This window comes from Actinomyces haliotis (assembly GCF_015355765.1).
GTDB classification, from domain to species: domain Bacteria; phylum Actinomycetota; class Actinomycetes; order Actinomycetales; family Actinomycetaceae; genus Actinomyces; species Actinomyces haliotis.
This window is the reverse complement of record NZ_JACWNA010000004.1, coordinates 40,498-54,368: the sequence shown is the minus strand read 5'-3', so window position 1 is coordinate 54,368 and position 13,871 is coordinate 40,498. Positions and strand designations below refer to the sequence as shown.

The window sequence follows — 13,871 nt, the reverse complement described above, 5'->3', positions numbered from 1 at the left end:
CTCGCGCGCGAGGACCCGAGAACGCGCCTCGCCCGATCCCGACGAGAACCGGGGGCCGGCCCGGAACGATGGCTCAGCCGTAGGTGTCGCGCGGCCCGCGCCCGCCCCTCGCGGCGCCGAAGCGGCCGTGCCTCCACGTGGGCCCCGCCGGCCCGAGGACGCGGATCTCGACGGCGGAGCCGCCCAGCTCCTCGGTGACGGCCCGCTCGATGGTGGGCATGAGGAGGCGCAGCTGCTGGGCCCAGGAGCTCGAGCTGGCCCGGATCGTCAGGCGCCCCACCTCGAAGGACTCAATGAGGGCGTGCTCGGCGATCTGCGGTCCGACGATCTCGCTCCAGCGCACCGAGACGGAGGCGATCGCCAGCTTGCCGGCCCACCCGTGCTCGTCCGCGTAGCGGCGCAGGTCCGTGCCCCCCGGCCGTGGGTCGAAGGGGCTCGGTCCCGGGCGCCCACGCCCTGGCGGGAGTCCCGGCCCGCGGTCCTCCTCCGGGCCGAGCAGCTCATCCTCGCTCCGGCGACGGTGCTTCGCGTCCCAGGCGGCGACGCCGTCCTCGCCCGTGGCGGCGCGGCGCAGCGCGCTCATGGTCTTGCCGGAGTCCCAGGCGTGGCCCCGCTCGCGCGCGAGGGCCCGCGACGCGAGGACGTCCGACGAGGAGGCCGACAGGTCGTCGCCGGGACGCTCAGCCACGGGTGACCACCGAGCTCGCCACGTGGAACCGGGCGCCGTCGAGGGCCGCGGGCACGTCCTCGTCGACGGCGGCCGTGAGGAGGACCTGCTGGGCGTCGGCGACGACTCCGGCGAGGGCGTTGCGCCGCTTGGAGTCGAGCGAGGCGAAGACGTCGTCGAGGATGAGGACGGGCTCGCCGTCGCCTCCGTAGGCGTCGACGTCGTGGCGCAGCATCTCGTAGGAGGCCAGCCGGAGCGCCAGGGCGAGGGACCACTGCTCTCCGTGCGAGGCGAAGCCCTTGGCGGGGAGCCCTCCCAGGAAGAGCGAGAGGTCGTCTCGGTGCGCACCGACGAGGTTGGCGCCGCGGTCGATCTCGCGGGCGTGCAGGTCGGCCATGGCGGCCTCGAGGCGGGAGGCGGTGGCGGCCGTGTTGGTCAGCTCCGCCTCCTGCTCGGCGTGGGCCGCCCAGGCACCGGCGTCGCGCGGGTCCGGGTCGGGCGAGCCCTCGTGGGCGAGGAGGCTCGAGCGGTAGGCCAGGGCGGCGTGCGACTGTCCCTCGGAGACCGCCGCGTAGGAGGACTCGATCCAGGGGCGCAGGCGCTCGACGACGTCGACGCGGGCCGCGATGAGACGGGCCGCGGCGGCGGCCAGCTGAGCGTCCCAGACCTCGAGGGTGGAGAGCATCGAGGAGGTCGAGGACCGGTGGGCTCGGGCGGACTTCAGGAGGCTGGCCCGCTGGGCGAGGATCTTGTCGTGCTCGGTGCGCACGCCCGCGAGGCTCGGGCGCAGGGTGACGGCCAGCTCGTCGAGGAAGCGGCGGCGCACGCCCGGCTCCTCGCGAACGAGGGACAGGTCCTCGGGGGCGAAGACGACGGTGCGCAGCACGCCGAGGAGGTCGCGGGGCCTGGTCGCTCCCCGGTTGAGGCGCGCGCGGTTCGCCTTGCCGGCGATGATCTCGATCTCGAGGACGCTGGGGCGCTCGCCGTGGACGACCTTGGCCCGGACGACGGCGCCCGCGGGCTGCTCCTCCCCCGGCACGGCGCGGCGCACGAGGGCGGTGTCGGCCCCGACTCGGTGGCTCGAGAGGGTCGAGAGGTAGCCGATGGCCTCGACGAGGTTCGTCTTGCCCTGGCCGTTGGCGCCGACGAGGGCCGTCGGCCCGGGCTCGAGGGCGAGGACGAGCTCGTGGTAGGAGCGGAAGTCGTTGAGCGAGAGGTCCGAGACGTACATGCGGTGCTCGCACCCGGTCCGTCCGGGTCAGCGCCGGACGGCCGGGGACGGGGGCTGGGTGCTCAGGCCCCGAAGCGGATCGGCATGATGAGGTAGCGGAAGGACGAGTCCTCCTCGCCACCGATCGAGTCCATGCCGGTGAGGACCGCGGGCTTCGAGGGGTGCGTGAAGTCGAGGCGCACGTAGGGCTGGTTGATGGCGTTGAGGCCGTCGACGAGGTAGCCCGGGTTGAAGGCCGTCTGGATGTCCTCGCCCTCGAGGTGGGCGACGAGCTGCTCGGAGGCCTGCGCGTCGTCGGAGGACTGCCCGGCGTCGAGAGAGAGGTTGCCCTCGGTGAAGGACATGTGGATCGGGGTGGAGCGGTCCGCAACCAGCGAGACGCGGCGGACGGCGGCGATGAGCTCCTCGCGGCCGACGGTCGCGTGGATCGTCGTCTGCTCGGGGAAGAGCCGCAGGACCGGCGGGTAGTCGCCGTCGGTGAGGAGGCTGGTGGTGCGGCGGCCGCCAGCCTCAAAGCCGATGAGGCCGGAGGTGGTGGAGCCGGCCTCGGTGAGGGCGACGGTGACGTCGCCGGAGCTGGTGAGGGACTTCGCGACGTCGGAGAGGGTGCGGGCCTTGAGCAGCGCGTGGGTCGACAGGCTCGCGTCCTGCGGGGCCCAGGTCATCTCGCGCACGGCGAGGCGGTAGCGGTCCGTCGCCATGAACGTGAGGGAGTCGCCGTCGACCTCCATCTGGACGCTGGTGAGGAGGGGCAGGGTCTCGTCGCGCGAGGCGGCGATGGAGACCTGGCCGACGGCCTGGGCGAGGTCGTGGGCGTCGACGGTGCCGGCGACGCCGGGCATGACGGGCAGGGCCGGGTAGTCGTCGGCCGCCATGGCGGCCAGGGAGAAGCGCGAGGAGCCGCAGGAGACGGTGACCTTCGTGCCCTCGACCTCGAGCTCGACGGGCTTGGAGGGGAGCGCCTTGGCGATGTCGGCGAGGAGGCGGCCGGAGACGAGGACCACGCCGTCCTCCTCGACGTCCGCGGGAACCTCGCAGTGGGCGGAGACCTCGTAGTCGAAGGAGGCCAGGACGAGGGAGGCGTCCTTGGCCTCGAGGCGCACGCCGGCGAGGACGGGCACCGGCGGGCGGGCGGGCACCGAGCGGGCGGTCCAGGTGACGGCCTCGGCGAGGACGTCTCGATCAACCCTGAGCTTCACGGTGGGGTGCCTCCTGTGTCGGCGGGCGGCGCGCGCGTGCGCGACGACTGGCTTGTCTGCGGTCCTGCGCGCCGCACTCGTCACGCGAGGTGCGACGGGTCAGGACGATCCACGTGGAGTCTAGACGCAAGGCCGGACGCGCATCCACGCCCGGGGCGGCCGGTGCTCGCCGCCGTCGCGGCAGTCGCTCGTCCTGCGCCGGTCCCTCCCTCGGTGGCAGGTTCGTGGTCGCCCGAATGTTCTTGTCGTTAGTAGGTGTAGTAGGAGGTGTGGGAACTGGGGATAACCCGGCTCGACGGCGTCCCCGGGCCGAGGGCGGCTGTGGAAGCACACATGAGTGATTCGGTGCGTGAATCACACGATCGGTGGAGACGCGCAGTGCGGCCCGGAGGCGGTCCCCAGGAGGGGCTCCTCGGTGCACAGGGGAATGACACCTTCTCCACGCGCTCTCCTCCGGACGACCCACAGGGACGACGACGTCGCGCGGCTCGTGCCGTGGGGGCCCGACCACGGCCGTCAACGGGCCGCCGTGCCCGGACGCGACGCTCCCCCGGCACCGCGCGGTGGCGCGGTGCCGGGGGACCTCTCGAGGCGGACCGGTCAGGACTGCGGCGACTGGGCCGCCTGCTTGATGCGGCTCGTCAGCTCGGTGACCTGGTTGAAGGTGGAGCGGCGCTCGGCCATCTGGGTGCGGATCTTCTTGTCGGCGCTCATGACGGTGGTGTGGTCGCGGCCGCCGAACTCGCGCCCGATCTTGGGTAGGGAGAGGTCGGTGAGCTCGCGGCACAGGTACATGGCGATGTGGCGGGCGTTGACGATGGTGCGCGAGCGGTTCGCCGAGCACAGGTCGTCGATCGTGATGCCGAAGTAGTCGGCGGTCTGCCCCATGATGAGGGAGGTGGTGATCTCCTCGCCGGCGGGGTCGGAGATGATGTCCTTGAGGACCATCTCGGCCAGGGTCTGGTCGATCGGCTGCTTGTTGAGCGAGGCGAAGGCCGTGACGCGGATGAGGGCGCCCTCGAGCTCGCGGATGTTCGTCGTCACCCGGCTGGCGATGTACTCGAGCACGTCCATGGGCAGGTCGAGCCCGTCGGCGCGGGCCTTTCGGGACAGGATCGCGATGCGGGTCTCGAGGTCCGGCGGCTGGACGTCGGCGAGCAGCCCCCACTCGAAGCGGGAGCGCAGGCGCTCGTCGAGGCCGTTGAGGGCCTTGGGAGGCTGGTCGGAGGTGATGACGACCTGCTTGCCGGAGGAGTGCAGGGAGTTGAAGGTGTGGAAGAACTCCTCGAGCGTCGACTCCTTGCCGGAGAGGAACTGGATGTCGTCGACGAGGAGGATGTCGACCTCGCGGTAGCGGCGCTTGAAGGCCTCGAGGCGGCCGTCGTCACGGGCCCCGTCGCGCAGGCAGGCGATGAACTCGGCCGTGAACTCCTCGGAGTTGACGTACTTGACGCGTGTCGAGGGGTTGAGGGTGCGCGCGTAGTGGCCGATGGCGTGCAGCAGGTGCGTCTTGCCCAGCCCGGAGCCGCCGTAGATGAACAGCGGGTTGTAGGCGCGGGCCGGGGCCTCGGCGACGGCGATCGCGGTCGCGTGCGCGAAGCGGTTGGAGGAGCCGGTGACGTAGGTGTCGAAGGTGTAGCGCGGGTTTAGGGCCGACCCGTCATTGGGCCGTGGCGCCCCGACGCCGTCGCGCGGGCCCGGGGCCTGCGCCGGGTGAGGACTCGTCATGTACTGGGCGCGGTTCTCCGGGCGGGAGGGCTCCTCGGGGTAGCGCGAGGTGGTGCGGGTGGCCCCGTAGCCCTGCTCGTAGTCCTGCTGGTAGCCCGTCTCGTAGGTCTCCTGGTCACGGGGAGCCTGCGCGCCGCGCGGGTAGCCGGGGGCCTCGACGCCGCGCTGGTCGTAGGAGCGGTGCTCCTCGTAGCGCTCGGCGGCCCGCTCATAGCCGGGTTCCTGGGGCGCGGGCGCCTCGTAGGACGGACGAGCGGGATGCTCGACGGCGTGGGCCTCCGGGTGTGCCTCCCCGGGACGCTCTCCCGGGTACTCGGTGGCGTACTCAGTCGTGGACGGGGCACCGGAGGGCTGGCCGAAGGCACCGGCCGAGGCGTCCACGGAGGTGTCCATCGTGACCTCGAAGGGGACGTCGCGGCCCCAGATCTGTGACAGCGCGCGGCTGATGGGTCCCCGGGACCTCTCGACGACGTCCTTGACGAATCCGGAGCCCACGACGAGGACGAGCGTGCCGTCGACGTCGATGACGCGGGTCATTCGCAGCATCGTGACCTTGCCCTGCCCGAGCTCGCCGGAGGAGGCGAGCAGCTCGAGGGTCTGGTGCCACTTGGTGGTCGCTTCGTCGGGCACGCTGTCTCCTGGCTGAGGGCTGTCGGGCGGGTGCCGGTCAGGGCCGGCGGGTCACGGGCGGGCGGTCCGCGAGGGGACCCATCATGGTGTCCTGTCCACAGAGTTGTCCACACGTGGGGACTGAGGTCCTGCATGGGCCCGGAGCTCCCCAGAGTGAGGGAAAACCTGTGGTTTCGCGGGATCCTGCGCATCCTGGGTCCACAGGCCGTGGGCCGCGGCCGTGCACATTCCCACAGGCTGGACGACGCGCCCTGTGAATAACATGGATGGCATTCCTTCGCGGGCCGCCGTGACGGGCCCGCGTCCCTCCTTCGCCGGCGCCCCGGGAGGGCGTCCGACGGGCCCGGCGACGTGTTCGGACTCTCACCGTCCAGGACCCCGGGAGGTTTGACCCCCCTGAAACCCGAACCGTATTGTGGTGTGGACGTTCGCGTGGACTCACGCCCCGAACCATGGGGCAACCAGAGCGAGCGACAGTGCCGCGATTCCCGCGACGCACTGTTCCGATCATCCGAGCAGGAGTACACCCGTGAGCAAGCGGACCTTTCAGCCGAACAACCGCCGTCGCGCCAAGGTGCACGGCTTCCGCAAGCGCATGAGCAGCCGCGCCGGCCGCTCCGTCCTCGCCTCGCGCCGCCGCAAGGGCCGCGCGCGTCTCGCCGCCTGAGGTGCTTCCTGCGGCGCACCGGATGCGGCGCTCCGAGGACTTCTCGGAGGCGCTGAGAACCGGTGCGCGCAGCGGCAGCCGCAGGCTGGTCGTCCACTACCGCGCCGGCGAGACCGGGGACGTGTCCCCGGCGCTCGTCGGCGTCGTCGTGCCCAAGAAGCAGGTTGCACGTGCCACGCACCGCAACCGGATCAAGCGCCGGGTGAGCGCCCTCATGAGCGAGCGCGTCACCGGACTCGAGCCCGGTGCCCGCGTCGTCGTGCGCGGTCTGGCCGGGGCGGACGGGGCGACGAGCGAGGAGCTCGCCGCCGACGTCGACCGCCTCCTGGCCCGTGACCGGCGCCTGGTCTCCCAGGGACGACGGCGGTGACGGAGGACCGGGACGCCCTGCGCGACGGACCGCTCGAGCGGCTGGTCCTCGCTCCGGTGCGCCTCTACCAGCACTGGGTCTCCCCCGCGCTGCCGCGGAGCTGCCGCTACTACCCCACCTGCTCGGCCTACGCGGTCGAGGCGGTCCGGGTGCACGGCGCGGGCAAGGGGATCCTCCTCGCTGCCTGGCGCCTCCTGCGCTGCAACCCACTCACCCCCGGGGGCGTCGACCACGTCCCCGATCCCGGTCAGTGGCGCTACCACCACCCCCACGACGTCCCCCGTTTCGAGGTCGAGGACGAGGCCGGCTCACCGGCCCGCTGACCTCGTCCGCGGGGCCCTGGCCGGAGGCACCGGCCCGAGGCAACCGCTGCGGCGGTCCCGCCCCACCCCACAGCAAGGAGTGCAATGGACACGATCCTGTGGCCCATCAAGGTCGCCGTCGCCTGGGTCATGGTCTGGATCCACAAGTTCCTGGTCCTCATCGGGATGCCCGACGGACCGGGTGTGGCGTGGGTGCTCTCGATCGTCGGTCTGACGATCGTCGTGCGCCTCCTCATCATGCCGCTCTTCGTCAAGCAGATCCGGGCCAGCCGCGGCATGCAGCTCATGCAGCCCGAGCTCCAGGCCCTGCAGGCGAAGTACAAGGGCAAGAAGGACCCGGAGTCGCAGCGCCGTCAGCAGGAGGAGATGATGGCGCTCTACCGCAAGCACGGGACGAACCCCATGTCCTCGTGCCTGCCGATCCTGATCCAGATGCCGATCTTCTTCGCGCTGTTCCGCGTGCTGGCGAACCTGGAGAAGCTCGCCGAGGGCACCTACCCCGGGCACGCCTCGATCGGCCCCCTCACGGCCCAGCTGGCCGAGCAGGTCCAGCAGTCCACCGTCTTCGGCGCCCCGCTGTCGGCGTCCTTCATGAACAGCAACGACACGACGACGAAGATCGTCACCATCGTCATGATCGTCGTCATGGGTATCACCCAGTGGTACACCATGGCGCAGCTGAGCATGAAGAACATGCCGGAGTCCTCGAAGAACTCCGACAACCCGATGATGCGCTCGCAGAAGATGATGACGACGATCATGCCGATCTTCTTCGCCTTCACGGGTGTCCAGTTCCAGATCGGCGTCCTCGTCTACTGGGTGACCACGAACCTGTGGACCATGGGCCAGCAGTTCTTCACGATCCGCAACATGCCGGCCCCCGGCTCCGACGCCGAGAAGAAGTACCGCGCCCGCGTCAACGCCAAGCGCGCCCGCCAGGGCAAGCCCTCGCTCGAGGAGGAGGAGGCCGCGCAGCGCCAGGCGGAGCTCGAGGCCGCCGGCAGGACGGGGGGCCAGCGCGTCCAGCCCGTCCGCAAGGACCGTCAGCGCAAGCGCACCACCAACCCGCGCACCACGCCGCGTGAGCGCGAGCAGATCGCCGCCTCCTTCGAGGAGGAGGAGAGCGAGGAGAAGGCCGTCGAGGAGATCGAGACGACCGCCGGCCTCACTCCCGAGGAGATCGCTCGCCGCCGCTACGAGAAGCGCGCCCGCCAGCGCGCCCAGCGCAAGAACGGCGGCAAGAAGCGCAAGCCGCGCTGACCCGCACCCTCCTGACCCGCGGGCGCGCCAGCGCGGCCGCACGACCCCCAGAGAACGGATCCACCATGAGTGAGAACACCGCCCCGTCCAGCACCGTCAAGCGCCTCGAGGAGGAGGGCGAGGTCGGCGCCGACTACCTCGAGGAGCTCCTCGACATCGCCGACCTCGGCGGGGACATCGACATCGACGTCGACCACGGCCGCGCCTCCATCGCCGTCGTCGCCTCGGAGGAGGGGGATGAGCGCGAGCTCGCCGACCTCGTGGGCCGCGACGGCGAGGTCCTCGAGGCCGTCCAGGAGCTCACCCGCCTCGCCGTCCAGGCGAAGACGGGCAACCGCTCGCGCCTCATGCTCGACATCAACGGCTACCGCGCCGCCCGCCGGGCCGAGCTCGCCACGGTCGCCGAGGAGGCCGTCAAGCGCGTCCAGGAGACGGGTGAGACCGTCGCCCTCGAGGCCATGAACCCCTTCGAGCGCAAGGTCTGCCACGACGTCGTGGCCGCCGCGGGCCTCGTCTCCGAGTCCGAGGGCGCCGAGCCGCACCGCCATGTCGTCGTCCTCCCCGCCGAGGACGAGGTCGAGGAGGCCGACGAGGCGGGCGCCGGCGCCGCCGAGCAGGACTGAGCGCCGTGAGCGAGGCGCCCCTGGAGGGCATGACCGACGACGGGGGCCTCGTCGTGGAGGAGCCCAGCGAGGAGGTCCGCGAGCTGTTCGGCGTGGCCTTCTCCGCGGCGGAGCACTTCGCCGACATGCTCGTTGACGAGGGGGAGCTGCGAGGCCTCGTCGGGCCGCGCGAGCTGCCGCGCCTGTGGAGCCGTCACCTCGTCAACTCCGCGGCCGTCGTGCCCTTCCTGCCGTCGCGCGGCGCCGTGGCCGACGTCGGCTCGGGGGCCGGGTTCCCGGGGATCGTCGTCGCTCTCCTGCGGCCCGACCTCGAGATCACGCTCATCGAGACGATGGAGCGCCGCGTCGATTGGCTGGACGACGTCGTCACAGAGCTCGACCTCGACAACGTCACGATCCGGCGGGCGCGCGCCGAGGAGGTCAAGGACCGCTACGACGCCGTCACCGCGCGTGCCGTCGCGAACCTCTCCAAGCTCGTTCGGCTCACCGCTCCCCTGCTGCGTCAGGGAGGCAGCCTCCTCGCCCTCAAGGGGCAGAAGGCCGAGGCGGAGGTCGAGGACGCCAAGTACGTCATCAAGAAGGCGAAGCTCCTCCCGGCCGTCGTCCACGAGGTGGTGACGCCGGGCGACGAGGTCACCCGCGTCGTCGAGGTGCGCCGGCCCGCGGCTCACTGAGCGCGCACCGCACGGCGTTCCACGCGCCACCGACCGTTCAGGGCTCGGACGAGCGTCCGGGTCGGCCCTGTCCGTCGAGTCCGTCACGCGCCCGCTCCGCCGCTGGAGCGGGCGCGTGGCGCGCCCGTGACCTCACGTAGACTGAGGAGCCCGCAGGTGCGAGCCGCGGGTCGTCGTCGGAGGAGAACAGGTTGTCAGGATCGTCCATCTTCGATCAGCTCCGGGCCGACCAGTCCGCTCTCCACGAGGTAGCCGAGGGCGGCTTCCCCGCACCGGAGCGGACCCGCGTCATCGCCGTCGCTAACCAGAAGGGCGGCGTCGGGAAGACGTCGACGACGGTCAACGTGGCCGCGGCCCTCGCTGAGGGGGGCCTCAACGTCCTCGTCATCGACGCCGACTCCCAGGGCAACGCCTCGACGGCGCTGGGAGCGCCCCACGGCGAGGACGACGACTCCGTGTACGAGGTCATCGTCGAGGGCCGTCCGATGACGGACGTGGCCGTCCAGACGGCCTTCGCGCCCTCGCTGTGGTGCGTGCCGGCGACCGTCAACCTCGCTGCCGTGGAGATCGACCTCATCAGTGAGCAGCGGCGCGAGCTGAGGCTGCGTGACGCGCTCGAGCGGTACGTGGCGGACCGGGAGGCGGCTGGGCTCCCCCGGCTGGACTACGTGCTCATCGACTGCCCGCCGTCGCTCGGCATCATGACGATCAACGCCTTCGTGGCCGCTCGGGAGGTGCTCATCCCGATGCAGGCCGAGTACTACGCGCTCGAGGGGCTCGCCCTGCTCACGCGCTCGGTCGAGCGGATCGCGGAGGCGCACAATCCCGAGCTCCACGTCTCGATGATCGCCCTCACCATGTTCGATAAGCGGACAACGCTGGCTCGCGATGTGGATGCGGAGGTTCGCACGTACTTCCCGCAGGCGACGCTCGAGACCCGGATTCCCCGCTCGGTCCGGATCGCGGAGGCGCCGTCCTTCGGGGCTCCCGTGGTCTTCTGGGACCCGCGCTCGACCGGGTCGATCGCTTACAAGCAGCTTGCACAGGAGATCGCGCAGCGCGGCGTCTCCTCCCCCGACGACGCGCAGGAGGCGTGACCATGGCGCAGAAGAAGCGCGGGCTCGGAAGGGGTCTGCAGGCCCTCATTCCCGAGTCCCAGAAGGAGACCCCGGTACACCGCCCGACGGACGTGTTCTTCGCGGACGACTCTGGTGGCGCTGATGGGGAGAGCGTCTCGGTGGAGGGCGCCTCGGCACGCCGTGACGGCGAGCGCTCCGCGACGGACATAGCCGCGACCCTGCTGGCTCCGTCGAAGCGTGCCAAGCGCGGCAAGAAGGGCAAGCCGGCGGCCAAGAACGACGACGCGCCCACCGTGGCCGGCAATGAGGAGACTGGTGAGCCGAGCGGCGTCAGCGCGCCGAGCACCTCCGGCGAGGAGGTTTCGCCGGGAGAACCGTCGACCGTGGTATGGGCGGCTGAGGCGCCTGGAACGAACCGACCTGTTTCACGTGAAACGAGCCGCACACCCGCCCCGAGCTCCTCCCCCGAGATTGAGGCGGCAGGGACTCAGCAGCCTGCTGCGGAGAACTCCGAGGAAGCACCATCCAACGCCGGGACCGCCGACGAGCCTGGCCAGAACGCTGTTTCACGTGAAACTGGAAACGACGGCGACGATCTGGTCCCGGTCCCCGGTGCGACCTTCGCGGAGCTGCCGACGGCCATCATTCACGCGAATCCGCGCCAGCCGCGTCAGGTCTTCGATGAGGAGGACATCACCGAGCTCGCCGCGTCCATCAAGGAGGTCGGTCTCCTCCAGCCCATCGTAGTTCGCCGCGTCGACGACCCGGAGACCGATGAGGCGACCTATGAGCTCATCATGGGCGAGCGGCGCCTCAGGGCCTCACGCGAAGCCGGCCTTGAGACCATTCCGGCCGTTGTTCGATACACCGAGGATCAGGACCTCCTCAGGGATGCCCTCCTCGAAAACCTCCACCGCGTTCAGCTGAATCCTCTCGAGGAAGCGGCGGCATACCAGCAGCTGCTCGACGACTTCAGCTGCACGCATCAGGAGCTCTCCAAGCGCATTGCTCGGTCGCGCTCCCAGATCTCCAACACCCTGCGCCTCATGAAGCTGCCGCCGCTCGTTCAGCGACGGCTGGCAGCCGGCGTGCTCTCGGCCGGCCATGCCCGGGCGCTGCTCGGCCTTCCGGACGCCGCGGCCATGGAGCGCCTCGCGCAGCGGATCGTCGCTGAGGGCCTGTCTGTGCGCGCGACTGAGGAGCTGGTGGCTCTCCATGATGAACCGACGGATGTGCGGACCGCGAAAGTTCCCCGTCCTCGGAGCGCACCGCTTCCGGCGCTGTCTACGCGCCTGTCCGACGCATTCGACACCAGGGTGAAGGTCACTCGGGGTGCCAAGAAGGGCCGGATCACGATCGAGTTCGCCGGTGACGAGGACCTGGCACGCATCGTTGAGGCACTGGCTCCTGGCACGTCGCTGTCGGAGGATTAGACGCAAGCGCTTCGAGAGCGGGCGGCGACCCACCACGAGGGTGGGGCGCCGCCCGCTCTTGTACTCACGGTGTTTCACGTGAAACACGAGTCGTTCGCGATATGTGTGCCCAAGTGCTGGCGGCGGAGGTCAAGCGGCCCTTCCGAGGACAGTTGCCGGCGCTTAGGGTGACAAGCGGTTGGCCGCAGTCCGCGTGTGCTCGGCCGCTTCGGAACTGGCTCGGCATGATACGCCACTCGAGTGTGCCGGTCGGGGGTCCAGCGCACGTGGACTGTCGTGGGCTGCCTCGGCAGGCGGCAGCCAGGAGTACTCAGCCACACGATTGTGCTTCCGACGTCGCCCGGCCCGTGTTTCACGTGAAACGTGATGCAGGGAGAGCGAGGCGCCACGAGCTCGGGACAGTCTCGGGTGGGTCGCATGATGTCGGAGCGGGTACTGTGGCTGCGTCGGACATACCGGTGCACGGGGCTGAAATCACCGCTTGCGCGCGTCTGGTCGCCACCGTCATCGGAGTCGCGCCGTTGGGACCTCGGCCGCTTCGCAGGACCACTCCGCAGACGTCCGAACGCTGCTGGTCCATGGGCGCTCGTGGCCATGCACGTGGCGGGTGCGCGCTCTCGTTCTTCTCCTATGTCGACCCCCGAGCGCGCTCGAAGGCTCCGACGTTGAAGGGCTGAAGGGATCCTGCCGAAGCGATGGTCGTGGGCCGAACACGGAACCCCACTCCAATGCAGGGTCAAGCGAGAGCGGTGGTTTCACGTGAAACGGGAAACCTTGAGCGCGTCGTTCATAGTTGACCAGGGCATGCGCGCTGAACGACTGTCGGTCGGGCCGATGATCAGCGCGGCCTCGCGGACGCGCTCGGGGCCTCAATCAAGACGGGCTAACCGGGTCTGCTTTTTGCCTGACGCTCACAGAGGCTGCTTTGCCCGTTTCACGTGAAACATGGGGTGCGCGGGTCATTGCCAATGACCTGCACACCCCATGTGTCTCGTGGGCTTGGACGTACGCGTCAGGGGCGCACGAAAGGATTCCTCGCCAGAGCCTCGTAGAGCTCGCTGATATGACACTCCGACTCGGCCGCCAGGGGCAGGAGCGACGTTGAGGTCATCCCGGGAACGACGTTGACGTCGATGAACCATGGCGTCCCGTCGTCGGCAAGGATCAGGTCAGTGCGGGAGATGTTGCCCAGGCCCAGAGTTCGGTGCACCGTGAGCGCGACGTCAGTGATTGCGGCCGTCTGTGCCTCATCGAGACGGGCAGGGATGAAGTACTCGGAGCGGCCGGGGTTGTACCGGGCGTCGAAGTCGTACTCGCCGTCGGTGACGATCTCGACCGGGGACAGTGCGCGGGGGCCGTCACCGGTGTCGACGACCGAGATGGCGAGCTCGGTTCCGGCGACGTAGCGCTCGATAAGGGCGCGGTCGTCGTAGGCGAAGCAGGCGACCATGGCGTTCCGCAGGGAGTCTGCGGAGTCCGCGTAGGAGACGCCGAGTCCTGACCCGCCCTGGTTGGGCTTGACCACGACGGGGTAGCCCAGATGGTCGGCGACCAGTCCGAGAACCTCCTGGGCTCCGAGCTGGGAGAAGTAGGACTTGGGAAGCGTCACCGAGTCCGGCGTCAGTACGCCGCCCGTCCTGACCGCCGCCTTGGCGGTGGGCTTGAAGGAAGCGCGCTGGCAGCCGTCGGAGTGGGTGCCCACGTAGGGGAGGCCCAGCGCAATGAGGATGTTCTGGAGGCCGCCGTCCTCGCCGGCGCCTCCGTGGACGAGCGGCCAGACGACGTCGGGGCCGAAGGCCCGGAGCTTGGGGATGAGGCTCGCGTCGACGTCGAGGATGATGACCGTGTGCCCGGAGTGGCGCAGTGCCGAGGCGACGCGGTGACCGGAGCGGAGTGAGACGTCGCGCTCGTGGCTGAGGCCGCCTGCGATGATGGCGACCCGGAACTCCTTCTCAGTAATTGACTGAGCGGTGGATTCCGTCATCAT

Annotated in this window: 13 protein-coding genes; 8 read left to right on the top strand and 5 right to left on the bottom strand. The window is 70.3% G+C overall.

Annotation, left to right across the window (positions count from 1 at the left end; all coding sequences use genetic code 11):
* Nucleotides 1–73: 73 nt before the first annotated feature.
* The 4 genes from IXW69_RS03470 to dnaA all read right to left on the bottom strand — a co-directional run bounded on the left by IXW69_RS03470 (nucleotide 74) and on the right by dnaA (nucleotide 5,455).
* Nucleotides 74–688 (bottom strand): DUF721 domain-containing protein, encoded by a 615-nt coding sequence (locus IXW69_RS03470; RefSeq protein WP_323745150.1) that lies wholly within the window; start codon nucleotides 686–688, stop codon nucleotides 74–76.
* On the bottom strand, nucleotides 681–1,898 hold the full coding sequence (gene recF / locus IXW69_RS03465) for a DNA replication/repair protein RecF (protein WP_194784990.1): 1,218 nt from the start codon (nucleotides 1,896–1,898) through the stop codon (nucleotides 681–683). The genes IXW69_RS03470 and recF overlap by 8 nt, the downstream gene beginning before the upstream one ends.
* Before the next feature lie 62 nt (nucleotides 1,899–1,960).
* Complete coding sequence (gene dnaN, locus IXW69_RS03460) at nucleotides 1,961–3,097, bottom strand: DNA polymerase III subunit beta (protein WP_194784989.1); 1,137 nt, start codon at nucleotides 3,095–3,097, stop codon at nucleotides 1,961–1,963.
* A 600-nt stretch (nucleotides 3,098–3,697) separates the two neighbouring features.
* Nucleotides 3,698–5,455, bottom strand: coding sequence for a chromosomal replication initiator protein DnaA (gene dnaA, locus IXW69_RS03455; RefSeq protein ID WP_194784988.1), 1,758 nt, complete (start codon nucleotides 5,453–5,455; stop codon nucleotides 3,698–3,700).
* A gap of 529 nt (nucleotides 5,456–5,984) precedes the next feature.
* Here dnaA and rpmH point away from each other — a divergent pair.
* The 8 genes from rpmH to IXW69_RS03415 all read left to right on the top strand — a co-directional run bounded on the left by rpmH (nucleotide 5,985) and on the right by IXW69_RS03415 (nucleotide 11,884).
* Nucleotides 5,985–6,122: a 50S ribosomal protein L34 gene (gene rpmH, locus IXW69_RS03450; protein ID WP_194784987.1), complete on the top strand. Its 138-nt coding sequence runs from the start codon at nucleotides 5,985–5,987 to the stop codon at nucleotides 6,120–6,122.
* A 1-nt stretch (nucleotide 6,123) separates the two neighbouring features.
* Nucleotides 6,124–6,492: a ribonuclease P protein component gene (rnpA, locus tag IXW69_RS03445; RefSeq protein ID WP_194784986.1), complete on the top strand. Its 369-nt coding sequence runs from the start codon at nucleotides 6,124–6,126 to the stop codon at nucleotides 6,490–6,492.
* The gene (gene yidD, locus IXW69_RS03440; protein ID WP_323745149.1) at nucleotides 6,489–6,815 is read left to right on the top strand and encodes a membrane protein insertion efficiency factor YidD; all 327 of its coding nucleotides are present in this window, start codon (nucleotides 6,489–6,491) and stop codon (nucleotides 6,813–6,815) included. Before rnpA ends, yidD begins: the two co-directional genes overlap by 4 nt.
* 84 nt (nucleotides 6,816–6,899) lie before the next feature.
* On the top strand, nucleotides 6,900–8,075 hold the full coding sequence (gene yidC / locus IXW69_RS03435) for a membrane protein insertase YidC (RefSeq protein WP_194784985.1): 1,176 nt from the start codon (nucleotides 6,900–6,902) through the stop codon (nucleotides 8,073–8,075).
* A gap of 65 nt (nucleotides 8,076–8,140) precedes the next feature.
* A complete protein-coding gene (locus tag IXW69_RS03430; RefSeq protein WP_194784984.1) occupies nucleotides 8,141–8,698 on the top strand; it encodes a Jag family protein in 558 nt (185 codons plus the stop codon).
* Nucleotides 8,699–8,727: 29 nt separating this feature from the next.
* A complete protein-coding gene (rsmG, locus tag IXW69_RS03425) occupies nucleotides 8,728–9,372 on the top strand; it encodes a 16S rRNA (guanine(527)-N(7))-methyltransferase RsmG (protein WP_194785051.1) in 645 nt (214 codons plus the stop codon).
* A gap of 191 nt (nucleotides 9,373–9,563) precedes the next feature.
* On the top strand, nucleotides 9,564–10,469 hold the full coding sequence (locus tag IXW69_RS03420; protein ID WP_194784983.1) for a ParA family protein: 906 nt from the start codon (nucleotides 9,564–9,566) through the stop codon (nucleotides 10,467–10,469).
* 2 nt (nucleotides 10,470–10,471) lie between these two features.
* The gene (locus IXW69_RS03415) at nucleotides 10,472–11,884 is read left to right on the top strand and encodes a ParB/RepB/Spo0J family partition protein (RefSeq protein WP_194784982.1); all 1,413 of its coding nucleotides are present in this window, start codon (nucleotides 10,472–10,474) and stop codon (nucleotides 11,882–11,884) included.
* 1,012 nt (nucleotides 11,885–12,896) lie between these two features.
* On the opposite strand, the gene IXW69_RS03410 is transcribed toward IXW69_RS03415, so the two are convergent.
* A complete protein-coding gene (locus IXW69_RS03410) occupies nucleotides 12,897–13,871 on the bottom strand; it encodes a D-alanine--D-alanine ligase family protein (protein WP_407646522.1) in 975 nt (324 codons plus the stop codon).

Excerpts from the sequence above, each read along its gene's own strand:
- yidC (WP_194784985.1), top strand. The coding sequence starts at position 6,900 with ATGGACACGATCCTGTGGCCCATCAAGGTCGCCGTCGCCTGGGTCATG.
- recF (WP_194784990.1), bottom strand. The coding sequence starts at position 1,898 with ATGTACGTCTCGGACCTCTCGCTCAACGACTTCCGCTCCTACCACGAG.
- rsmG (WP_194785051.1), top strand. The coding sequence starts at position 8,728 with ATGACCGACGACGGGGGCCTCGTCGTGGAGGAGCCCAGCGAGGAGGTC.
- IXW69_RS03415 (WP_194784982.1), top strand. The coding sequence starts at position 10,472 with ATGGCGCAGAAGAAGCGCGGGCTCGGAAGGGGTCTGCAGGCCCTCATT.
- IXW69_RS03430 (WP_194784984.1), top strand. The coding sequence starts at position 8,141 with ATGAGTGAGAACACCGCCCCGTCCAGCACCGTCAAGCGCCTCGAGGAG.
- IXW69_RS03410 (WP_407646522.1), bottom strand. The coding sequence starts at position 13,871 with ATGATGACGGAATCCACCGCTCAGTCAATTACTGAGAAGGAGTTCCGG.